At 47.6% G+C, this 23,329-nt stretch carries 16 protein-coding genes and 1 pseudogene; 5 read left to right on the top strand and 12 right to left on the bottom strand.

The features are described from left to right. Window positions 1-388: 388 nt before the first annotated feature. Window positions 389-1,561: an LL-diaminopimelate aminotransferase gene (locus tag B9T16_RS10055; protein ID WP_006619964.1), complete on the bottom strand. Its 1,173-nt coding sequence runs from the start codon at window positions 1,559-1,561 to the stop codon at window positions 389-391. Between the two features lie 251 nt (window positions 1,562-1,812). Further along, entirely contained in the window at window positions 1,813-2,007 is a 195-nt protein-coding gene (locus tag B9T16_RS10050) for a hypothetical protein (protein WP_006619963.1), read from the bottom strand. A 536-nt stretch (window positions 2,008-2,543) separates the two neighbouring features. On the opposite strand from B9T16_RS10050, the gene B9T16_RS10045 reads away from it, so the two are divergent. The 3 genes from B9T16_RS10045 to B9T16_RS10035 all read left to right on the top strand — a co-directional run bounded on the left by B9T16_RS10045 (window position 2,544) and on the right by B9T16_RS10035 (window position 9,157). Then, window positions 2,544-5,210, top strand: a complete 2,667-nt coding sequence (locus tag B9T16_RS10045; RefSeq protein ID WP_014276025.1) for a TIGR03960 family B12-binding radical SAM protein — start codon at window positions 2,544-2,546, stop codon at window positions 5,208-5,210. Between the two features lie 822 nt (window positions 5,211-6,032). Next, window positions 6,033-8,285, top strand: a complete 2,253-nt coding sequence (locus B9T16_RS10040) for a ribonuclease E/G (protein WP_014276026.1) — start codon at window positions 6,033-6,035, stop codon at window positions 8,283-8,285. Continuing rightward, window positions 8,282-9,157, top strand: coding sequence for a ribonuclease HII (locus B9T16_RS10035; protein ID WP_410244674.1), 876 nt, complete (start codon window positions 8,282-8,284; stop codon window positions 9,155-9,157). Before B9T16_RS10040 ends, B9T16_RS10035 begins: the two co-directional genes overlap by 4 nt. A 51-nt stretch (window positions 9,158-9,208) precedes the next feature. On the opposite strand, the gene B9T16_RS10030 is transcribed toward B9T16_RS10035, so the two are convergent. Next, the gene (locus B9T16_RS10030) at window positions 9,209-9,829 is read right to left on the bottom strand and encodes a DUF1997 domain-containing protein (protein WP_014276029.1); all 621 of its coding nucleotides are present in this window, start codon (window positions 9,827-9,829) and stop codon (window positions 9,209-9,211) included. Between the two features lie 325 nt (window positions 9,830-10,154). Here B9T16_RS10030 and pheA point away from each other — a divergent pair, with 325 nt between their 5' ends. Next, window positions 10,155-11,009: a prephenate dehydratase gene (gene pheA / locus B9T16_RS10025; RefSeq protein WP_410244673.1), complete on the top strand. Its 855-nt coding sequence runs from the start codon at window positions 10,155-10,157 to the stop codon at window positions 11,007-11,009. A 553-nt stretch (window positions 11,010-11,562) separates the two neighbouring features. On the opposite strand, the gene B9T16_RS10020 is transcribed toward pheA, so the two are convergent. The 9 genes from B9T16_RS10020 to B9T16_RS09980 form a co-directional block, all read right to left on the bottom strand. Beyond that, window positions 11,563-12,204, bottom strand: a complete 642-nt coding sequence (locus tag B9T16_RS10020) for an LON peptidase substrate-binding domain-containing protein (protein WP_006619097.1) — start codon at window positions 12,202-12,204, stop codon at window positions 11,563-11,565. A 105-nt stretch (window positions 12,205-12,309) separates the two neighbouring features. After that, entirely contained in the window at window positions 12,310-12,618 is a 309-nt protein-coding gene (rpsJ, locus tag B9T16_RS10015) for a 30S ribosomal protein S10 (protein ID WP_196797717.1), read from the bottom strand. A 145-nt stretch (window positions 12,619-12,763) separates the two neighbouring features. Next, the gene (tuf, locus tag B9T16_RS10010; RefSeq protein WP_410244672.1) at window positions 12,764-13,993 is read right to left on the bottom strand and encodes an elongation factor Tu; all 1,230 of its coding nucleotides are present in this window, start codon (window positions 13,991-13,993) and stop codon (window positions 12,764-12,766) included. 109 nt (window positions 13,994-14,102) lie between these two features. Next, window positions 14,103-16,196: an elongation factor G gene (gene fusA, locus B9T16_RS10005; RefSeq protein ID WP_317271343.1), complete on the bottom strand. Its 2,094-nt coding sequence runs from the start codon at window positions 16,194-16,196 to the stop codon at window positions 14,103-14,105. Between the two features lie 68 nt (window positions 16,197-16,264). Beyond that, window positions 16,265-16,735, bottom strand: a complete 471-nt coding sequence (gene rpsG / locus B9T16_RS10000; RefSeq protein WP_006619093.1) for a 30S ribosomal protein S7 — start codon at window positions 16,733-16,735, stop codon at window positions 16,265-16,267. A 124-nt stretch (window positions 16,736-16,859) separates the two neighbouring features. Next, window positions 16,860-17,234, bottom strand: coding sequence for a 30S ribosomal protein S12 (gene rpsL, locus B9T16_RS09995; protein WP_006619092.1), 375 nt, complete (start codon window positions 17,232-17,234; stop codon window positions 16,860-16,862). 204 nt (window positions 17,235-17,438) lie between these two features. Next, the gene (locus tag B9T16_RS09990) at window positions 17,439-17,768 is read right to left on the bottom strand and encodes a HesB/IscA family protein (protein WP_006619091.1); all 330 of its coding nucleotides are present in this window, start codon (window positions 17,766-17,768) and stop codon (window positions 17,439-17,441) included. Window positions 17,769-17,920: 152 nt separating this feature from the next. Further along, window positions 17,921-18,331 (bottom strand): phosphomannose isomerase type II C-terminal cupin domain, encoded by a 411-nt coding sequence (locus tag B9T16_RS09985; protein WP_035735647.1) that lies wholly within the window; start codon window positions 18,329-18,331, stop codon window positions 17,921-17,923. A 222-nt stretch (window positions 18,332-18,553) separates the two neighbouring features. Continuing rightward, a complete protein-coding gene (locus tag B9T16_RS09980; RefSeq protein ID WP_410244671.1) occupies window positions 18,554-20,995 on the bottom strand; it encodes a phosphodiester glycosidase family protein in 2,442 nt (813 codons plus the stop codon). 339 nt (window positions 20,996-21,334) lie between these two features. Here B9T16_RS09980 and B9T16_RS09975 point away from each other — a divergent pair. Next, a pseudogene (locus tag B9T16_RS09975) lies at window positions 21,335-23,329 on the top strand (glutamate synthase central domain-containing protein); the annotation flags it as partial.

The following is a 23,329-nucleotide window of genomic DNA, read 5'->3' as shown; positions in this document are numbered from 1 at the left end:
GTTAAATTTGCCTTCATACTACCAAAATTTATCCCCGATAATTCCATCTTTTATCTTGACAAACTCCCCTACATTGACATATAATAATAACATGGAAAAATGTGCGGGCATATATATCAGTTTTTTAGTTATCCTTGATATATTCGGGCATCTTCCATCCTCCTGCAAGTATCTGTAATTTACGCAGTTTCTGAGACTAATTCCAGCACCACATTTAGGACGACTCAGGAGTGGATATATTTACTATTTCCACAAGTCACCAATCTATCTTTCCTAGTCGATATCTGGGATGGGGTTCTGCTGTTAATTCCCACGATAAGATGAATCACCCCCCTTTCTGGAGAGGGAGAGATGGTTGGGGTTAGAGGAATCTAAAATGGCGGCAGTTTTACTGATAACGTATTCCCGCATTTCCCATTCTGTCTATGGCTTCTTGAATGCGGCTTTCTTTATTGGTTAAAGCAATTCGGATAAAACCCTCTCCCGCCGCGCCATAACCGTTACCAGGGGGGACAATCACCCCACATTTCTCTAAGAGTAATTTGGCAAAATCTGTGGAAGTGTAATTGCTGGGAACAGGTACCCAAATATATAATGTGGCTTTGGGTGGTTCAATTTTCCAACCCAGAGAACGCAATCCTGAAATGACTAAATCGCGGCGATGTTGATAGATATCATTCAGCTTTTGACGGTCTGATTCTGGGGTTAAATAGGCGGCGATCGCCGCTTTTTGAATAGCCTTAAACACACCGGAATCTACATTGGTTTTAACTTGGCTTAATCCCTTAATCCCGATTTCATTACCTACCACAAACCCAATGCGCCACCCGGTCATATTATAGGATTTAGACAGGCTATGAAACTCAATAGCAATATCTTTCGCACCGGGAACCTCTAAGACACTTGGCGCTCGATAACCTTCATAACACACCTCAGAATAGGCGTGATCATGACATAGTAGAATGTCGAACTTTTGACAAAAATCTACCATGGTGCTAAAATCTTCTAAGGTGGCGATCGCACCTGTGGGATTATTGGGGTAGTTTACCCAAAATAATTTAGCCCGTCTAGCTATCTCCTCTGGAATTGCCTGTAAATCTGGTAAAAAGCCATTTTCCGGCTTCAGGGGAACGTAGTAAGGCTCTCCCCCAGCGAATAGGGTGGAAGTGCGATACACTGGATAACCCGGATCGGGGATTAAGACAATATCCCCCCCCTCCACAAAGGCTAAGGCTGTGTTGTGGATAGCTTCCTTAGAACCCACAGAGGAGATAATCTCGGTTTCTGGGTTTAAGCCAGTGACACCAAAGCGACGAGACATCCAAGCGATCGCCGCCTCCCGGTATTCTATCATACCCCGATAGGGTGGATAATTGTGGTTGGAGGGGTCTTCGATCGCCTCGTGCATAGCCACCCTGATATGATCCAAGGTAGGCTGGTCAGGATCACCCACTCCAATATTTATTATATCTACCCCTTGAGCCACCAGTTCTATACGTCTCCGGTCAATTTCAGCAAACAGGTAGGGGGGGATTTTTTCTAAACGTTTAGCAAACTGCATTATCACTCACTGGGGTTGGTTCATTAGATATAAGCCAGAGAATTATACCAGAAAAATCTTACAACCTACCCATGAACAGCAGCAAATGAACGGCGATGCAAACCCAGTTATCGCCTTAATTACAGGCTTGTCGGTTAAATTCTTGCCAAAAGAAAATCGGCAGTAACAACAACTCTAAATTAAATCCTACACAATGGGACAGTTTCGGGTTCAAGGGGAACCAGCTTGATTAACTGTGTTAAGTTCCGAACCTAGGGACTAGGTATTAAGCGAATACGTCCGGCATCCATTTCGTCCATCAGTAATTCTAACGCTTCATAATCCACATCGGAAATATAACCCAGTCGAGTCAGTTCATAGTTAATCCCGTTTTCAATTTCCGGGGTCAGGCATCTAAAGTAAAGTGCTTTAGATACCAGTTTTCGAATTCCATTAGTGGCTGACATGAGTAGTCAAGTAACTCAACTTATGTTAATTCTCCAACCAATAAACAGTCTGGCTGGTGATCTGCATCTCCATAAATATGTGATCTAAATCACGCAGTCTGGCTATTGGGGGTTGGTGATAGCAGAAATTAAGATGCTGCTATATTATGAGACAATCAAACAGTTTTTATCTGTGTTGTTTTATACACTTCTTATCATCTCATGACAAGTTCAGTGCCTATCAATAAGTTAACAAAAACTTAATCTTTGTGCCACCGATAATATCATATCTGCCCATAAAATCTAGCCCGATACCGGAAACATAGACAATATCCACCCTATTTTGATTGACAAAATCACCATATCTATCAACTAATTATCAGCCCCAAATCTCCGCAAATATGAAGCCACCAAGTCCTGTAGTGAATCAGGATAAATTTAATCTGTCAGAATTGCACCCATCATGTATAATGGTGGTATATGCGTCATTTCTGAGCCGAACATCATCAAAACATATCCGTAAAGATTGCCGATTTAAGAATCAGAAGAGGTAGAAAGTGGCAGTTCCAGTCAAAGAATTAATCACACCAGAAATCAACCAGCCAGCGAGATATTTAGGTAATGAATTAGGGGCGAAACACAAACCCTGGGAATCAGCGGCTGTGCGCTGGTCTCTCACGTATCCAGAAATCTATGAGGTAGGAGCCTCGAACCTAGGACACATAATCCTCTATAATATCATCAATGCCCAGCCGAGACAATTATGCGATCGCGCCTATTTACCGGCCGCCGATCTTAGCGCCAAACTGCGAGACACCCAAACCCCCCTATTTGCGGTAGAGTCCCGCCGTTCTCTGACGGAATTTGACATTCTCGGGTTTAGTCTCAGCTATGAACTAGGGGCCACGAATATCCTAGAAATGCTAGATCTTGCCCACATTCCCCTAACCTGGAAACAAAGGCAGGAGCCAAATGGACAAACCCCCCTAGGAGAACTTCCCCTAATCTTTGCCGGTGGCCAAACCGCCACATCCAACCCGGAACCCTACGCGGACTTCTTCGATTTTATCGCTTTAGGGGACGGAGAGGAACTCCTCCCAGAAATAGGTTTAGTGATAGAAGAAGGGAAAGCAGCCGGGTTAACCCGGGAACAGCTACTCTTAGACCTAGCCCAAGTGCCAGGGGTATACGTTCCCCAATTCTATGATATGGCGGCGGATGGGTCAATCCATCCTAACCATCCCGACGTACCTGCAACCATTATCCGCCGGGTAGCGACTCCGATGCCTGCCTATTCGATTACAATGGTTCCATTCGTGGAAACAGTTCACGATCGCCTAGCCATAGAAGTGAGACGAGGTTGCACCCGTGGCTGTCGTTTCTGTCAACCGGGAATGTTAACCCGTCCGGCTAGAGACGTAGAACCCGAAGCGGTGGTAGAGGCGATCGCCAAAGGGATGAAAGCAACGGGATATAATGAATTTTCCCTATTATCCCTAAGCTGTTCAGACTACCTATCATTACCCGCAGTAGGAATGGAAATCAAAAACCGCCTGCGTGACAGCAATATATCCCTATCCCTACCCAGTCAACGAGTCGATCGCTTTGACGAAAACATTGCCAACATTATCGGCGGAACCCGCACCAGTAGCCTGACCTTTGCACCCGAAGCGGGGACCCAAAGAATGCGGGATGTCATCAATAAAGGACTAACCAATGAGGAGTTATTGCGAGGAGTCCAAACCGCCTACGAGCAAGGTTGGGATAAAATCAAACTATACTTTATGATCGGCCTACCGGGAGAAACGGATGCTGATGTCCTAGGTATCGCGGAAACCGTCCGCTGGTTGCAGCGTCAATGTCAGGGACACCGCCGCCGCCCCCTAAGCATTAACCTGACCATTTCTAATTTTACCCCGAAACCCCATACACCCTTTCAATGGCACAGTGTATCGACCACAGAATTTCAACGCAAACAGCAATTGCTGAAAGCGGAATTTCACCGCCTCAAAGGGGTTAAAGCCAACTTTACGGACGTGCGGATCTCGGCTATGGAGGACTTTATCGGTAGAGGCGATCGCCGACTAGCACCCGTAGTCCAACGAGCCTGGGAACTGGGGGCCGGAATGGATGCCTGGTGGGAAAGCCTAGATCGTGCCTTCGCTGCCTGGACCCAAGCCATAGAAGAGTCTGGGTTAGGCTGGAAATATCGGCAAGTAGAAGCCGGGGAATGGAACCTCATGGAAAAGGCGATCGCCGAGGACAGCCACGACCACAGCCACCGTGAACAACTACTAGACCAACCTCTACCTTGGGACCATATCAACACCGGAATAGACAAAAACTGGCTGAAACAAGACCTACAAAGGGCGATCGAAGCGGCCACAGTTCCCGACTGTTCTTTCGCCGCCTGTTCCCATTGTGGGGTATGTGGCCCAGAATTAGGTCATAACGTGGTATTTACACCCCCACCCATTCCCGAATTTACGGGTCATTTCGTCCCCCCTTCCCAACGAGTCCAACGGTTCCGAGTCTGGTTTGGGAAATTAGGAGAGATGGCATTAGTCGGACATCTTGACCTGATGAAAGTATTTGATCGCGCCGTCAGACGCGCAGAATTGCCCATATCCTTCACGGGAGGCTATCATCCCGGCCCCCGTATATCCCCCGCCAATGCACTGCCTTTAGGAACCACTAGCACCGGGGAAATTGCGGATTTTGACCTAGCCGAGACTATGGATATACAAACCTTTCAACGGGAATTATCCGCCTGTCTCCCGGACAACTTACCGATTTATCGGGTCGAAGAAGTGGACGTTAACTCGGCGGCGATCGCCCAAACCATAGGACAAGCTACCTATATCATCCATTTACAAGCCCAAGATGAAACCATTACCCCGAATCATTGGGCCAGTTGGGTGGAGGCTGTACTGAACAGTTCAGAAATGTTGTGGGAAAAAACTACCAAATCAGGTAAAATCAGAATTATTAACCTGCGGGAGCAGTTATTACAACTAGAGGCGATCGTAAAGGAAACAGTCAAAATTCCACTATGGGAATTAGACCAACCCGCCCCAAACGCTACCCTGTTGCGTTATTTGGGAACCTGTCGCAATGATGGCACTCAACTGAGACCTGAGCAAGTAGTCTATATGCTAGAACAGGTTAGCAGCCTGGAATTGCAACTAATTTCAATCCATCGAGAACATCTAACTTTAGCCTAAACCAATTTTCTCGTAGCGTCAGAGTGAGGCTATATCAATCTTGGCCGGACAATTTTCGGCTGACGCACCGCAGATTACAGATTCGGCTGGTTTAGGGTATAATGATCTAACCTGTAGAATACCTAATTAACCCTACTACCTGGGATTAACTTAGGCAATTGGGTTTAGGGTGATCAGAAGAATGGGTCTAAAACCCTGTTGTTCTAGGACGGCTTTGTTCTCAAATAGATGAAGTCATAAGGATCAAGACCCGTTGAAATAGCTACGATGAGAGCGCACCTAGACAGTTCCGAGGGGCAATGTTTAACTACATCCCTGAAGAAAACCAGCTTTGGGCTTGAGTAGAATTAAACATAGTCGCCCGAGGACATTGGGAGACTCTAAACGGACGCAGAGCGAGGGTAAGACTACTTCGGTAGCACATTGCTGTGAAGCGTCAAGGAATCCTCGCTCCTTCAGGGCGAGGAGGTATGTCAAGGCTATCGAATGGACAATTTAGGGAGTATTTAACCCCCGCTCAATTGCCACTCCTATCGAGACCCACCCACAAGGGGATGGAGTTTTTCGGAGGAAGAGCATGAATTAGAGCAAAAGTTCCGGAGGAGCATCTCGAACCGACAATGGCTACTATGGCGAGTCCCTTGCCCTTTTCTCAGCAGATGATTGCTGCGGGTGCGATCGCACGCTTCGCGAACGATTCTAGCAGCCACCACAATATAAGGCCCACGCAGATGCGCGTGCCTGTAGGGGCGGGTGTTAGATATGCCATTGGAAACAGGACAAGACTGCTGCACCCGCCCCGCCAAGTTTTGAGGAAATTAAATGTCCAAGCAAATTATTATTGCAGAGCAGCATAGGATAGCTGCAGTTTTTTCTGAAGATGAGATTCAAGAACTTGTGGTGGCCACCGGAAACCAACAAGTTAGTGATATTTATTTAGGAATTGTTGAAAATGTCCTGCCAGGAATAGACGCGGCTTTTGTCAATATTGGCGACCCCGAACGTAACGGATTTATTCATGTTTCCGATTTGGGACCACTAAGATTAAAGCGATCGTCCGGTTCCATTACCGAACTATTGATGCCTCAACAAAAGGTTCTAGTCCAAGTGATGAAAGAACCCACCGGCACCAAAGGACCAAGATTAACAGGGAATATTACCCTACCAGGACGCTATCTCGTCTTAATGCCCTATGGCCGAGGTGTAAATCTATCTCGCCGTATCCGATCAGAAGCAGAACGCAATCGTCTTAGGGCCTTAGCGATTTTAATTAAACCCTCTGGTATGGGTTTATTAGTCCGAACCGAAGCTGAGGGTATGGCAGAAGATGCCATTTTAGAAGACTTAGAAGCCCTACAAAAACAGTGGGAAGAAGTCCAACAAGAGGCTACCTCGACCCGACCTCCCGCTCTACTCAATCGAGATAATGATTTTATCCAACGGGTGCTAAGAGATATGTATAGCACCGAAGTTAATCGCATTGTTGTAGATTCCGCTGATGGCATTAAACGAGTTAAACAGCATTTGGTCAACTGGAGTGTTGGTAAAACTCCCCAAGGAGTCTTGATTGACCACCACCGAGAACGTATCCCTATCCTTGAATATTTCCGCGTTAATGCTGCTATTCGAGAAGCACTACGCCCTAGGGTAGATTTGCCCTCCGGAGGATACATTATCATTGAACCAACAGAAGCCTTGACCGTCATTGACGTTAACTCCGGTTCCTTTACCCGTTCGGCGACTTCTCGGGAAACTGTCCTCTGGACTAACTGTGAAGCGGCTACCGAAATCGCCCGTCAACTGCGCCTACGCAATATCGCTGGGGTGATTATTGTTGACTTTATTGATATGGACTCCCGCCGAGATCAGCTACAAGTCCTTGAACACTTTAATAAGGTCTTGAAAGCAGATAAGTCTAGACCACAAATTGCTCAATTGTCTGAGTTGGGTTTGGTCGAGTTAACCAGAAAACGCCAAGGACAAAATATTTATGAGTTGTTTGGCCGTAGTTGTCCCACTTGTAACGGCTTGGGACATCTGATTCACCTCCCCGGAGAGTCAGCAGCCGATACGGCTGAAGCCTCTGAACGATTCATGGTTGGTCCGAAAGGATTATCTAGCACCCCTGGTTTGGATACCGGAACTCGCACAGCCGCCGTAGACAACACTCGCCGAGTTCAAGCTAATGTGTCTTCTGTATCGTCCGCTGAAACTGTTTATAGAGATGATTCGGAAATAGTTTCTGCTGAAACTGATACAGGAGGTAATTTCCCTGAGTTGGAGTTGCTTAATCATCCCAGTTATCAAGACATTGGCGGTACTAGCAATATCCGCCGCCGTCGCCGTCGTCGCATTGGTGATCTTGAACCTTTAGTGCGTGAGGAAGAGGGAAATCGTGGTAATCTCCGCGTTAACTCCGGTAATACCTACAATGAGACGACTAAGACTGAAACTAATACCGATGTGGCTTTCTCCGGTCGCCAAGAACTTACTGAGCGATTTCCTAAGTCCGTTAAGTCTGATGCGATCAAGGCTATCCCAGAACCTCCAGAGGTCGTAGCTGTGGAAATGACTGGGGATGAACAGGATGTTTATGCGCTGATGGGGATTTCTCCCTTGGTACTCTCTAACCAGTCGGTGAAAAATGCTAGAAATGCGATCGTCACAGTTCGTTTACCAGGTGATACGCCTTTACCTCTGTCCAGCATTTTGGAGGAGGAAACCGACACCGCTATCTCCTGGGCTCCAACTCTACCAATTCCTAATGCTGTGACAGTCCCACCTGCTGAAAATCTGATCTCTCAAGATGACCAAAACCTCGTTTATAATCATGTAGAAGATACAACTGACGATTCTGAAGAGTCCCCAGAAATCACAGAATCTATCGAGGTCATAGATCCTAGTGATCTCACAGTCACAGATATTAATGATGTCACAGATCCTAATGATGATATCGACGATTCTGATTATATTTATCCCTCGGAAGATTCGGAAAATTTGGAAACTGAAGGGGACGCTGAAAATACACCTGTTATTCGCCGCCGCCGCCGCCGTTCTTCGGCCGTTTCTGAGTGAGTATCCCCAGCTTTACCTATCAACTCCCTCCCGCCTTTGAACAACTATCCTGGACTGCTGTGGCTGGTATAGATGAGGTGGGAAGGGGGGCTTGGTTTGGTCCGGTGGTGGCTGCTGCTGTACAACTGTCAGAAACCACTATCTTGGAACTTGCTGCGGCTGGGGTTAAAGATAGTAAAAAATTGACTCCGACTCTTCGCGCCAGTTTGTCTACTTTGATTAGATCTAAGGCGATCGCCTGTGGAATTGGTTGGGCTTCGGCGCGGGAAATCGATCGCCTAAATATTTTGCAAGCTACCCAACTCGCTATACGGCGATCGGTGCTTAAATTGGACCCGCCACCGCAATTGTGTTTGGTTGATGGGAACCGACTTATCCCCAATCTGTCTATCCCTCAACAGGCGATCGTCAAAGGGGATAGTCATTGTATTGTCATCGCCGCCTCTAGTATTCTGGCTAAGGTCTGGCGGGATGAACTCATGACGCGCTTAGATCGCACTTACCCACAATATGGTTTAGCCAAACACAAGGGATACGGTACTAAACAGCATAAACAAGCTTTACAATCTTATGGTCCTTGTTTTCACCATCGTTTCTCCTTTGCTCCCGTCCGTCAACATTTGGAGCGGGAGGCGGGTTCAGTAGGTTGGCTGTGGGAATCATCACCNGACTGGGGAAACCCCCCACCAATAAGCACTGGGGGYGGGCGATCGGAAGTTGGCTGCTGGGAATCATCACCCGACTGGGGAAACCCCCCACCAATAAGCACTGGGGGCGGGCGATCGGAAGTTGGCTGCTGGGAATCATCACCCGACTGGGGAAACCCCCCACCAATAAGCACTGGGGGCGGGCGATCGGAAGTTGGCTGCTGAGAATCATCACCCGACTGGGAAACCCCCCACCAATAAGCACTGGGGGCGGGTTCAGTAGGTTGGCTGCTGGGAATCATCACTGACTGCGGAACCCGCCCCTACTATAACTTGACTATTGGGTTGTGTAGCCATTCCTTGATCGGCAACCTCACAAGTCCATCGCTGATAATCTGATAGTAAATTGTGCATTAATCGCTGTTTTATGGTTAATAAAACGCTTTTAAGCAAACCGTTTCCAGTGGCTTCAATAATCGGTTGAGGAGTTAGCGACAACGGGTAGGGGACTTCCACCTGTACCTCAAGATCCGCTTGACCCCTTAGATAGGTGATACCATTGATTTTATACGGCGCTAATCTACCATATAAGTTCAGCGAAAACCTCTGGTTAATGTATTCAATACCCCGAATTTCACAACCCTGCGATCGCAACCTTACAGTTCCATTGGCCAAAGCTGATACTTTCATATCTACTGTCGGTTGAATGGTCATGGTCATAAATGACAGAGGACGCATTTTTAACCGAAAGCAGTCCGCCTCCAACCTCTCTAACCTATTTGGATCAACTAAGGCGTTCACCAAACGTCGAGGCTGACGCAAATAGTGCTGGATCGGAATCGTTTGCTCACCTACCGCAATTTCCAACGATTGGGAAGCTGTAAATCTATTAAGCATAGGAGACCGTATAAATCAACAGTTGTTAACCTACATTAACAAAACTTAACTTTTTTTAATGTGACTGACATCACCCCAAGTCCTCAAGTAGTCTTAGATTATTCTTAGATTGGGGTTTTGGCGTTCAGTTTTTCCATCATAACGGTCATATTCATGAGAATCTTGTAAAGAATTACAACAAGCTCAATTCCTGAGAGTGCATTTATCCCTACCCTACTTGTCCTAAGTCAGCCAAGTTCAACTAAATAGACCCGGTTGGACCCCTGTTTCAGTTCCCCCAAACCTCACACCATAGCAACCTAAATTTAATTGATTAGTGGTTAAAATGACTGTCTCTATTGCTCATTTGGGCCCCCCAGGTACTTATGCTGAGGCGGCGACTCTGGTTTATGCCGATTATTTAACCCAAACTACAGGACATAGGCCTTTACTTTGTCCTTATCCTAGTATCACCCAAACTCTACAAGCCGTCGCTAACGGTGATGTCACTCTGGGAGTTGTCCCCGTCGAAAATTCTATTGAGGGTAGTGTTACTATTACCCTTGATGCTATCTGGAAGCTAGATCTAATTCGGATTCAACAGGGCCTGGTTTTACCTATTTCCCACGCTTTACTATCTAACGCTCAGGAATTAGCAGAGATTAAAACTGTCTACTCACACCCCCAAGCCTTGGCTCAGTGTCAGGGATGGCTCGAAAAATTTCTCCCTAATGTTCAGGCTATCCCTACTAATTCCACTACAGAAGCACTCCAATATTTGCAGGACACTACTACCGCTGCGATCGCATCTGGACGCGCTGCTGAACTTTACCAGTTACCTATTTTAGCTCATCCAATTAATGATTATCCTGACAATTGCACCCGATTTTGGGTCGTGAGTTTACAGCCTTGGCCTGGGGGGAATTATACTTCCTTAGCTTTTAGTGTTCCCGCTAATGTTCCTGGGGCTTTGGTCAAACCATTACAGATTTTTGCCCAACGCAATATTAATCTAAGTCGCATTGAGTCCCGTCCTACTAAGCGATCGCTTGGTGATTATTTGTTCTTTATTGATATTGAGGCTAACACCGATCATCAATCAGTGCGCGAGGCTTTGCAAGAACTCAAAACTCACACCGAAACTCTCAAAATTTTTGGCAGTTATAGCATTCTTAACCATCAACCACAATCCCCATGTTGATTTTTTCTTCAAAAAAAAAATTTAATCGCGCCGCCCGTGGAGGGGTTGACAGGTCGCGGGAAATCATGGTAAGCTGGGAGGTAATCCCTGATAATGGGAGGTATGACTAAAATATTTTAAAAACACAGATTTCCATTATATAAATATAGTACCCCAACTTCCCCAGTAAGTCAAGCCCCCCTTTCCCGGTGAGGCAGGGCGCGAGGGGGTTGATTTTTTTTTCAACAAAATTTAATCGCGCCGCCCGTGGAGGGGTTGACACGTCGCGGGAAATCATGGTAAGCTGGGAGGTAATCCCTGATAATGGGAGGCATGACTAAAATATTTTAAAAACACAGATTTCCATTATATAAATATAGTACCCCAACTCACCCAGTAAGTCAAGCCCCCCTTTCCCGGTGAGGCAGGGCGCGAGGGGGTTGATTTTTTTTTCAACATTTGAGATGCACAAACAAACCCAAGGGGAGACCGTTAAGGAAAAATCCTCCCGCCGTGCCCTAGAGACAAGGGCTGCCTTGTCTCATGAGGCGGGCTTGGTCTGTCAACTACTCCCCTAATTTAGGGCATCCTTTAACACAGTTCTAGCAGCTAAATGATTGCGAGTTGAAGTCAGAATTTCAGCTTCCCTTTCCAAACGAGCTACAGTATCCTGCATTTCTAAGAGCATCTGTTGTTCCGATGCCACCCCATAGAGGTTACTAGCAACCCAGTAGGATAACTCTGTGGGTAAATCAGGAATATCATCCGGTAATTCGATCGGCTGATCCATTAACTTACTGGAAAGATGAACCACATCTCGCAGTAAATTAGCCACATCCTGAGCCAAAGGTCTCAGATCAGCCGTTGGTGGCTCATCTTCGATCCATTCCACCAAACCAACCAGATAAGGCTTTTCCCGGACAGCTTCAAGGACCCGAAATCGTTGTTGTCCCAAGGTCACAATTTTCATGCGATCATCGGGTAAACGCTGATACTGAATCACCTCAGCACAGCAGCCCACCGAAGCCACTTGTCCTTGAGTAGGATCGAACATCAACACCCCAAAGCGACGATCGCCCTCTAGGATAGTGTTCATCATAATTCGATAACGGAACTCGAAAATATGTAAAGGTAGCGGCCTATGTGGAAACAGAACCACTTCCGGTAGAGGAAACAGGGGAAGTTCTCGAACAGCAAGAGAGGAAGATGATGCCATTGTCCCTTAGTACAGTGTGCGCTTCTTTCTTTATACTTTAGCTGATTTCGGACGACCCCTGTTTTGATCACCCCATATATTAAAGAGCGATCGCCCCTAGTGCCCCTACAATTTCACCTCAATATCGACACCCGCAGGTAAATCTAGTTTCATCAGAGCATCAATGGTTTTTGAGGAGGGTTGATAAATATCAATAATGCGGCGGTGAGTCCGGGTTTCAAAATGTTCTCGTGAATCCTTATCAACGTGGGGAGAACGTAGGACACAGTAAATGCGTCGTTTAGTCGGTAAAGGAATCGGACCGAGGGCTGTAGCTCCGGTGCGGTTAGCCGTATCGACGATCTTCTCGCAGGAGGTATCCAGTAAGCGGCGATCGAAGGCTTTAAGACGGATGCGAATTTTTTGCTGCTGAATGGTAGCCATTGTCTAATTGTTGAGTTTTCGAGGTTCAGTTGAATTGAATAAGCAAGAGGAGAGGGAGCAGAAAAGTGTCCTCAACTCGGATCACTTTCCTGCCACTCAATTGATCAGTTCAGAATCTAGCGATCGGATTCTAGTTCTAAGCCAGAATCTTAGCAACTACACCCGCACCAACAGTACGGCCACCCTCACGGATAGCGAAACGCATCCCTTGCTCAATAGCGATCGGGCAGATCAGTTGCACAGTCATATTAATCCGGTCGCCAGGGATAATCATTTCAGGAGTGCTGCCATCATCAGCAGTAAACTCATCAATAGTCCCGGTTACATCGGTAGTCCGTACATAGAACTGAGGACGATAACCTTTAAAGAAAGGAGTGTGCCGTCCGCCTTCTTCTTTTTTCAGGATATAAACTTCCGCCTCAAACTTAGTGTGGGGAGTAATTGATCCGGGTTTAGCAATTACCATACCCCGTTGAACATCATTTTTCTGAATACCCCGCAGGAGTAGACCGACGTTATCTCCCGCCATCCCTTCCTCAAGAGTTTTCTGGAACATTTCCGCCCCAGTTACAGTAGTGGTGCGGGTATCCTTAATTCCAATCAGTTCAACAGTTTCACCAACCTTGACTTTACCCCGTTCGATCCGGCCTGTAGACACCGTACCCCGGCCAGTAATCGAGAAAACATCTTCCACAGCCATCAAGAAAGGCTTATCGATAGCGCGCTCAGGAGTGGGGATATAAGCATCCACCTCATCCATCAGAGCATGAATCTTGTCAACCCAGTCATTATCACCGCGAGCAGTTTTCGGGTTTTCTGTCAAAAAGTCCAATGCTTTCAAAGCAGAACCAGAAACAATGGGGATATCATCACCGGGGAAATCGTATGAACTCAGAAGTTCGCGAACTTCCAATTCTACCAGTTCCAGCAGTTCCTCATCATCTACCATATCGGCTTTGTTCAGGAAAACCACGATACTAGGAACCCCTACCTGTTTCGCCAGCAGGATATGTTCACGGGTTTGAGGCATGGGACCATCAGCCGCGGAAACCACCAGAATCGCACCATCCATTTGGGCTGCACCAGTGATCATATTTTTCACATAGTCAGCGTGTCCCGGACAGTCAACGTGAGCATAGTGGCGTTGTGCAGTTTCATACTCAACGTGAGCCGTATTGATGGTAATACCCCGCTGCTTTTCTTCAGGAGCAGCATCAATATCATCATACTTACGAGCTTTAGCCCCACCAGAGGCAGCCAATGTCATGGTAATAGCAGCAGTCAGCGTTGTTTTTCCGTGGTCAACGTGACCGATAGTACCAATGTTAACGTGAGGTTTGTTCCGTTCAAATTTTGCGCGTGCCATATTATTGTTTCGTTTGTTCTTCTAGTAATCAGTGATCAAGTTTGAGATAGGAGTTTGAGTGCGATCGCCGCGATCAAAATTCACGCTAACACCGCCTACATCCTAATCTCTAGTTACCTTTGGTCTTGGCAATGATAGTTTCTGCCACACTCCGAGGCACCTCTTCATAATGGCTAAACTCCATCGAGAAGACCCCCCGGCCTTGAGTTTTCGAGCGGATATCCGTCGCATAGCCAAACATCGTCGCCAGAGGAACCTTAGCCACTACCTTGGCAATTCCCTGACTCTGATCAGTTTCCTGACCCTCAATCTGACCACGGCGGGAGTTGAGATCCCCGATGACATTCCCAATGAAATCATCGGGAACTTCCACCTCGACTTTCATCATCGGCTCCAACAGCACAGGTGAAGCCTTAGTGACACCATTTTTGATCGCCATGGAACCAGCAATCTTAAAGGCCATTTCCGAGGAATCAACGTCATGGTAGGAACCATCCACCAGAGTGGCTTTGACATCGATGAGGGGATAACCAGCAATCACACCGGACTCGCAGGCTTCCTTCATTCCCTGTTCCGCCGGATTGATATATTCCCTGGGAACAGAACCCCCAACAACTTTGGAGACAAATTCAAATCCACTGCCCGGCTCACCCGGTTCCAATTCAATCACAACGTGGCCATACTGACCCTTACCACCACTCTGACGGATGAACTTTCCTTCCGTGCGAACTGACTTACGGATCGTTTCACGGTAAGCCACCTGGGGGGCACCAATGTTAGCTTCCACCTTAAACTCTCGTAACATCCGGTCTACCAGAATTTCTAGGTGTAGTTCACCCATCCCAGCAATTACCGTTTGGTTAGTCTCCGAGTCAATTGATACCCGGAAAGTCGGATCTTCCTCAGATAACGATTGCAAAGCCTTGGAGAGTTTCTCCATATCCTGTTTGGTTTTGGGTTCCACCGCCACCGAAATCACAGGCTCTGGGATATATAACGACTCCAGGATAATCGGGTTCGCCTCATCACAGATTGTATCCCCAGTCAGGGTATCCTTGAGACCCAAAGCAGCTCCCAAGTCCCCGGCTCGGAGTTCTTCCACCTCAATGCGTTCATCAGACTTGAGAACGATCAAGCGAGAAATCCGCTCTTTCTTGTTCTTAGTAGCATTGTAGATGTAACTTCCTTTCTGGAGAACACCCGAATAGACCCGCACAAAAGTCAAACGTCCATAAGGATCAGCCATCACTTTGAACGCTAAAGCTGACAGCGGTACATCATCATCCGCGTGGCGAACTTCCTCTTCACCGTCCGGTAGTATCCCTTTAATCGGAGGAACTTCTGTAGGTGCCGGAAGATAGTCTACCACAGCATCCAGAAGCCTTTGAACACCTCGGTTTTTGAAAGAAGAACCACAAATTACCGGCACAATTAAGCCTTTAATTGTTCCCTGACGTAAGCTATGACGAACTTCTTCTTCCGTGAGAGGGTCCCCACCTTCCAAATACTCGAGATATTTCTCCATCAAAGCCTCATCCGTTTCGGCTACAGCTTCTAGGAGTTTTTCCCGATACTCGGTTACCAAATCTTGGACTTCTTCTGGAATCTCATCACTGATTTGGATATCAGTTCCCAGGTCATTGGTGTACAGATAAGTCTTCATCGCGACTATATCTACCAAGCCGTGAAAGTCACTCTCACGACCAACAGGGACCTGGATTGGTACTGCATTAGCTCGCAAGCGATCGCGGATTTGACCATAGACCTTAAAAAAGTCCGCTCCGGTGCGATCCATTTTGTTAATGAATGCAATTCGGGGAACCTGATAACGTTCAGCCTGCCGCCAAACCGTTTCTGACTGAGGCTGTACGCCACCGACAGAACAAAAAACTGCAATCACCCCATCAAGAACCCGCATAGACCGTTCTACTTCAATGGTGAAGTCAACGTGACCAGGAGTATCAATGATATTAATGCGATGATCTAGCCAACTGGTACTAATGGCGGCAGCCGTGATGGTAATACCACGCTCCCGCTCTTGAGCCATCCAGTCCGTTACAGCAGTTCCTTCATGAACCTCGCCCATTTTGTGAACCACACCCGAATAGAATAAGATTCTCTCCGTAGTGGTTGTTTTGCCCGCATCGATATGGGCTGCGATGCCGATATTACGTACTCTCTCAAGCGGGATGGTACGTGCCACAGCTACCTCCTTTTTAAACCTTTATTAAGATTTTATACGTTTCTGGAACTGACTGCTAATCCAATATTCTAATACCGATAATGGGCGAAGGCTTTGTTGGCTTCTGCCATCCGGTGCGTTTCTTCCCGCTTCCGAACTGCACTCCCGGTTTCATTGGCTGCATCCATCAGTTCTGATGCTAGTCTACTAGACATCGATCGCCCTGAACGAGTCCTCGAAAAGTGAATCAACCAGCGTAAAGCTAAGGTCGTTCCCCGTTCGGAACGCACTTCCATCGGAACTTGATACGTCGCTCCTCCCACCCGGCGAGCCTTAACCTCTACCAAAGGAGTCGCGTTTCTAACCGCTTTTTCAAACAGTTCTAGCGGATCAGATCCCGTCCGTTCCTCAATAGTAGCCAAAGCATCATAAACAATGTTGTGAGCCACAGATTTTTTTCCGTGTCTCATGATGCGGCGCACCATCATACTCACTAAGCGACTGTTATACCTAGAATCAGGAGGAACCGGACGTTTTTGAACAACTCTACGACGAGACATACTAATTTTTCCTCAACACAATCTCAAGTTTATGCCGGGCCAGCAATACTTACAATAACCCATGTCAACCAGACCCGCCCCTAAAATTAGGCTGCCAAAATTTGGGTTAATTCATACTCCGGTCTTAAGCCTTCGGGCGTTTCGCTCCATATTTGGAACGACCATTACGACGATCTTTGACCCCGGCTGTATCCAAAGTCCCACGAATAATGTGATATCGAACGCCTGGTAAGTCTTTCACCCGACCGCCTCGAATCATTACTACGGAGTGTTCTTGTAAGTTATGACCAATACCCGGTATATATGCTGTAACTTCAAATCCTGAAGTCAAGCGCACCCTTGCTACTTTGCGAAGTGCTGAATTCGGTTTTTTAGGTGTTGTAGTATAAACACGAGTACAAACGCCTCGACGTTGCGGACAACTTTTCAGGGCTGGAGACTTGGTTTTTTTATCAGTCTTTTCTCGTGCAGAACGAATTAGTTGCTGTATAGTGGGCATGAGTTACGACATAATCTATGAATTCGGCAATTTTAGGGGTTACGGTATCTCCACTGAAATAGCCCTCCCCGATTTGGGGATGGGATTTTCCTTTCTATCTATAAGTTAGATTCTGATACCCAAAACTTTATTTTAAACGATCTAACTGCTTTTGGCAAACTTTTTTTGAAAATACGGAAGCGAATGGGACGCAACCCTCTCATATCAGGACTTGAACACAAAAGAGTGACCACAGCTACAGGTCTTGGCTGCATTGGGATTATCGAACCGGAAGCCTCCCCCCATTAGATCCTCTGAATAATCTAGGGTTAGTCCCGCCAGGTAGGGAGCTATTTCGCTATCAATCACTATCCTAATCGAACCACACTGATAAACCCCATCATTGGCTGTGGCTTCTGGTTCCCAACCGAAGGTATAAACCCACTCACAACACCCCCCAGACTTCACTCCTAGTCTAAACAATAGGTTGGAGTCATTCTTCCTAGACTGTTGTCGTAGAACTTCATTAGTGGCAGATTGGGTCAGATGAATCATATTTAACACATATAACACATAACCGATCGCTGAGGCTCGACCATAAGCACCCTGTATTTTTGGTCAAGCCGTAATTATACAGCTAGGGTCGGCAATTGCACAAGTCAAGCTAATCAAAGCCGTCTCAACTCATAGGAAGCCGAATTTTAAGGTTAGCGACCGCGAGAGTAGTCATCCTGAAAACGAACAATGTCATCTTCCCCTAAATACTCCCCATTTTGAACCTCAATCAAAACCAGAGGTATCACGCCGGGATTTTCTAGGCGGTGGGTGGTACATTGAGGCACATAAGTAGACTGATTAGAAAATAGTACCTCTTCACGATCGCCACAGGTAACTCTAGCAGTACCAGAAACTACAATCCAGTGTTCACTGCGATGATGGTGCATTTGTAAGCTAAGGCGATGGCCTGGGTTTACCTCAATGCGTTTAATTTTGTAGCCAGGTCCTTCTTCTAATACGGTAAAAGAACCCCAAGGCCGCAACTCAGTGGCTGAAGGCAATTGGGGAATGGTGGCGACGAGTGTGGCTGCAACTTGAGGATTTTCTTTGATGGCTACCATAGCAATCTGTCCTTGAAACATTTAGGATAAATTTGGCACTAGCTCAGGGCTTTAGATGATCGAGGTTCGAGCCTTTACATTGAGCCTTGATTCCTACAAACCACCATAGCAAACAGATTAGGGAAGATGTCACCCGGTTTGCCTCAGAATGCGGTGATAGCTACCAGATTTTATCAAAACTTTACGGTAGCCACCCATAGCTTTACATAGAAGTCATAGTTTTTAAGGGGATAAGAACACACCCAGGGCATTGTGAATAGGGGCGGCGGTTTGAGGAGGGCGATCGAGTAGATACCCACCCAAATAGAGACCCGTGGAACTACCACCGTCCAAATTGAGAGCATCAGTAGCCCCCAACTGTTTCATTATGAGTGATAATTCAGCCAGAGAGGGTCCGGGACCAGCCAGACGAGGATGGACTACGACGAATAAAAGCGATACTCCTGGGGAGTCGCTGGGCGATCGCCCTCCGGTGTTAGTTTTCAGACCGACGGCACTGCGGATAGCTCTTTGAGTATTAAAAGCATCACTAAAGTTTTCGGCTATAGCATCTAGGACTACTTCGTTGCGCCGGAGTAACAGAGGACCAGCCCCCAGAATATGGGGATATTCAGTAAAATCGGGCGGATTAGTTTCATAGACGAGTTGCACCGGTCGGGGTTGGTGTTCTGTCTGGGTGCTAGGGGGACAAACCAACCCGATACACTGGGTTTGATCTAGGCCGAGGGCTAAAGCTATTTCGGGTTCATTTCGCAGAATTAGTAAATGGCCATCGTCGGGAATAGGGACGGCTGAAAAGTTAATCGAGTCGAGAACTTGGTGACTAATAAGGGTTTCCCCTTGCACAGTGATAGCAATTTCTCTGGGAGTAAAAGGGCTATAGGTGTTTCCCCAGTCAGAAGTATAGCGAGAGAGTCCCCGTTGAATAAAGGCACTGTTGAGGCGACCGAGGGGGATAGGTTCACCAAGGTCTGTTAACAAGGTTTGTGAAAGTTCGAGGCGATCGATAAAAAATTGGTTTTGGTCTGTCCAAGCGATCGCCCCCCGGTTAAGAATTGGGCCAGAGAGCCAGCGATTTTGGTGTCTGATGACTCCCAGGGGATATTGATTATTGCGATTGAAAAATCCGCCATTAATGGCGGCGGCGGCTCTGGTACGACTAGCAATATTAACCAAGGGGCTGACACCGGAGCGAGATCCTTCTCGGCTGAGAATCGGTTGTAGGGAAATCCCCGGGTTATTTAAGTCTATCTCTAACCAAACCACTGGGAAGAGCGCCGCCTCGGAGCCAGTAGAAGAGGCCAAGGGAGGGAGTGCAGATGACCTTTGGTGGGTATTAATATCGACATATTTTTGTTGCCAACGCAGTCCCTCAGCCCAAACTATATTGCGATCGCGCCAAAAATCGGGGCGAATTTCGATGTTGATTTCTGGTAGAACAGCGCTAGATGTTACCACAGGTTGCCACCCGGTGGGAGTGCTGAAAATCAGGCGAGTTTGCTGGTTCTGGGAATCTACCCATAACCCCATTAAATTTGTCCAGAGATCTGATGAACTCTCGGAGGGGGTGAGAGATTCGATATTATTACCAGGTAAAATTACAGAACCGGGTAGCTGGCGCGAGCCGCTACTATTGGAGAGGTGAGGCGATGTAGCCTCCAAGGGAATTGACCACCATACCAAAGGCGGTAGTTCCCGGGGTGGTGTGGGTAAAGGTTGCCTATCCCCTTCATCTTCTAAGTTGGTTTCCTCTGTGGGCTCATGTTCTGGTTCTGGTTTTGTCGACGGTAGGTTAAGTAACTCTTGCAGAGGGGGGGGAAGATCAGATATATCGAGGTTTTGGGGAGATATGCTGCGCCCAATGATACTGGGAGTTTGCCAATTGGCTGGGTTGTTGAGTCTGACCACAAAACGGCGGCAGAAATTTTCCGAGTTGCGTCCTGGGGGGTTGACGAGTGTTGTAGTGGGGAGGTCGGATAATTCTTGAACCCGTCCGTCGGTTCTGTCACCAGTCGTTTCCCCCAAAGAAGCTAGGGCGACTGTGTAAGGGGGGATGCCGAAATCAGCCCCGCTCAACACCGGATCCGAGGGGCGGGTGTGGGGAGTTGGCTGATTTTTCCCGTGGGATATGTTGCACCCGCCCCTACAAGCACCCGCCACGGGAACACAGAGATTGTCTGCTATGAAATCGGCTTGTACTGATTCAATAGTGCTAGGGGGGGTGACAATTTCGAGACGGTTTCCCTGGATCTGAATTTGCCAATTTTCCCTGGCTGCCAGTTCGCTAATCTCTAGGTATCGGTAGCCAGATTGATATTGTGTAGGCACGTTATGGGAAAATGCAAACCAACTAATGGGCTGTTGTTGGTGGTTATCGGTATCAAGGAGTTCGACTCCCATGGAGTGCATTAAGCCCAAATCGCTAATACCAATAGCAAGGCGGTCTGGTATGCGAGAATCTTGCCACTCTAGCCAATTAACTGGCAAATGTTTTCCGTTGATGGCAATCTCGGTTCCTGATTGAATAGGTTTTGATACAATGGTATACCCCGCCGCTAATGCCACACCCCCGCCGACCCCCCCAGTGGGAGTGCTAAGGGCGGGAGAGGACAACAACCAGAAAAAAGCAGCCAAATTTACAGAAAATCGGGATGAGTTAAACATGAAATCAAAATGTAATCAGATTTAAACTTTTGGGAGTCAAGACCAAAAATCGCGTGTATCCTAGGTAATTATGAGCTATAGCTTGGAATAGGGTACAGGCGGGTTCACAAACAATGGGCGTGGAAATAGAGTCGCGCGTAAGAACCCGCCCCTCGATGCGAAAATTTCGGAGTAAATCAACACGGAGTGCGTCACAATAACGCTTTTGGTTGGTGTTTCTCGTAGCCGGTCGGATGTGACGCACCCTACGAATCTTGGCTACATAATAATACCTAAGGGCATTTCACGGACAACGGACACCAGACAGCAATTTCCCTAGCAAAACCCATTGATCGAGACATGGATAGAAAAGAAACCAATTTCAACCCCCATCAACCCCCTACCCTGAAAGTTCGCCGGTTATCTAACCAGGGAAATAGCCTGGGTACACCCTACGCGGGTCCTCGGTGGCTGGTGGAAGAAAGAGATGCTTGTGGCGTTGGGTTCATTGCAGACCTAAACGGAAAAGCCAACCATAGCATAATTGAGAAAGCCTTAAAAGCCCTAGGCTGTCTGGAACACAGGGGAGGATGTAGTGCCGATTACGACTCTGGGGACGGAGCCGGAGTGATGACTACTATTCCCTGGAAAATACTGCAAGCGGAAGGATATGCGGTGAGTCCAGAGGGTGACTATGGAGTAGGAATGATATTTCTACCCCAGGCGGGTTCTTCAGGGAATGGTTCCCCCAATCAGGAGGTTGCGGAAGCGGACGGTAAACAACAGTTAGCCCGCGATACGATCGCCAAAGTTCTGGAGTCGGAAAATCTGAACCTGATAGGTTGGCGAGTGGTTCCGGTGCGCCCGGAAGTCCTCGGACCGATGGCAGCAGCTAACCAACCCTGCATTGAACAGCTTATTGTTAGCTCAAAAACAGGTCTGGTGGGAGATGACCTAGAACGTCAATTATATCTGGCACGCCGCCAGTGTGGGGTAGCCCTAGAAAAAGAGGGCTTGGTCTGGGGACAAGATATCTACATTTGTTCCTGGTCCTGTCGGACTATCGTTTATAAGGGTATGGTGCGCTCGGCGGTGTTGGGTGAGTTTTACCGTGATTTACAAAATCCTGACTATGAAAGTCAATTTGCGGTGTATCATAGGCGCTTCAGCACTAATACCATGCCTCGCTGGCCCCTCGCTCAACCGATGCGGTTACTGGGGCATAACGGGGAAATTAACACGCTTCTGGGTAACATTAACTGGATGCGGGCGCGGGAAGGTATCCTCTCTCATCCGGTTTGGGGCGATCGCCTTTGGGATCTGAAACCTTTTGTGGATGCCAATAACAGCGATTCGGCTAACCTCGATAACGTGATGGAACTGCTGGTGCAGACGGGACGAGAACCTTCTGAGTCGTTGATGATTATGGTTCCAGAAGCCTATCAAAATCAGCCACTGCTGAAAGACTATCCAGAAATTACGGACTTCTACGAATTTCACAGCGGAGTACAAGAGGCCTGGGATGGTCCGGCTTTGCTGGTGTTTAGCGATGGTAAACAGGTGGGAGCCTGCTTAGACCGCAATGGACTCAGACCGGCGCGTTATTGCATCACCAAAGGGGGTTTGATTATTGTGGGCTCGGAAGCGGGAGTAGTGCAAGTTGAGGAGTCGGAAATTATCGAAAAAGGTCGCCTGGGACCGGGACAAATGATCGCGGTGAACTTGGAGGAGTCGGAAATCCTGAAAAACTGGGATATTAAACGGAAAGTGGCGGGGAAATGCAACTATGGGGAATGGCTGCGAAAATACCGCCAGGATTTGGAGCGGCAACCTTTTGTGGGGACGGAAAATCCTCTTCTTCCTGACCTGGCTATCCAAAAAGCCTTTGGTTACGGTTCGGAAGATGTGGAAATGGTGATTGCGGATATGGCGAGTTTGGGGAAAGAACCGACTTTCTGCATGGGAGATGATATTCCGCTGGCGGTGATTTCGGAACAACCTCACCTGCTATATGACTATTTTAAACAGCGCTTTGCTCAGGTGACTAACCCGCCTATTGACCCGCTACGGGAGCGGATTGTGATGTCCCTAGAAATGCGCTTGGGAGAACGGGGGAACCTGCTAGACCCGAAACCGGAAGATGCGCGGATGCTAAAAATATCATCCCCAGTCCTCAATGAGGCGGAACTGCTAAAACTGGCGGACTCTGGTTTAAAGGCGGTGGGTCTGTCTACTCTGTATCCGGTGGCGACGGGACCGGACGGGTTGCGGTTGGCGGTGGAGGCTCTGTGCGAAAAGCGATCGCCGCAGTGGCTCAGGGGGCGAAAATCTTGATTCTCAGCGATCGCCACTCGG

It is taken from the genome of Arthrospira sp. PCC 8006, assembly GCF_046480465.1.
Taxonomy (GTDB): domain Bacteria; phylum Cyanobacteriota; class Cyanobacteriia; order Cyanobacteriales; family Microcoleaceae; genus Limnospira; species Limnospira platensis.
This window is presented reverse-complemented; position numbering and strand designations above follow the sequence as displayed.

Excerpts from the sequence above, each read along its gene's own strand:
- B9T16_RS10030 (WP_014276029.1), bottom strand. The coding sequence starts at position 9,829 with ATGCTTAATAGATTTACAGCTTCCCAATCGTTGGAAATTGCGGTAGGT.
- B9T16_RS09985 (WP_035735647.1), bottom strand. The coding sequence starts at position 18,331 with ATGGTAGCCATCAAAGAAAATCCTCAAGTTGCAGCCACACTCGTCGCC.
- tuf (WP_410244672.1), bottom strand. The coding sequence starts at position 13,993 with ATGGCACGCGCAAAATTTGAACGGAACAAACCTCACGTTAACATTGGT.
- B9T16_RS09990 (WP_006619091.1), bottom strand. The coding sequence starts at position 17,768 with ATGATTCATCTGACCCAATCTGCCACTAATGAAGTTCTACGACAACAG.
- rpsG (WP_006619093.1), bottom strand. The coding sequence starts at position 16,735 with ATGTCTCGTCGTAGAGTTGTTCAAAAACGTCCGGTTCCTCCTGATTCT.
- B9T16_RS10040 (WP_014276026.1), top strand. The coding sequence starts at position 6,033 with ATGTCCAAGCAAATTATTATTGCAGAGCAGCATAGGATAGCTGCAGTT.
- rpsL (WP_006619092.1), bottom strand. The coding sequence starts at position 17,234 with ATGCCCACTATACAGCAACTAATTCGTTCTGCACGAGAAAAGACTGAT.
- B9T16_RS09980 (WP_410244671.1), bottom strand. The coding sequence starts at position 20,995 with ATGTTTAACTCATCCCGATTTTCTGTAAATTTGGCTGCTTTTTTCTGG.
- B9T16_RS10055 (WP_006619964.1), bottom strand. The coding sequence starts at position 1,561 with ATGCAGTTTGCTAAACGTTTAGAAAAAATCCCCCCCTACCTGTTTGCT.
- B9T16_RS10020 (WP_006619097.1), bottom strand. The coding sequence starts at position 12,204 with ATGGCATCATCTTCCTCTCTTGCTGTTCGAGAACTTCCCCTGTTTCCT.
- B9T16_RS10050 (WP_006619963.1), bottom strand. The coding sequence starts at position 2,007 with ATGTCAGCCACTAATGGAATTCGAAAACTGGTATCTAAAGCACTTTAC.
- pheA (WP_410244673.1), top strand. The coding sequence starts at position 10,155 with ATGACTGTCTCTATTGCTCATTTGGGCCCCCCAGGTACTTATGCTGAG.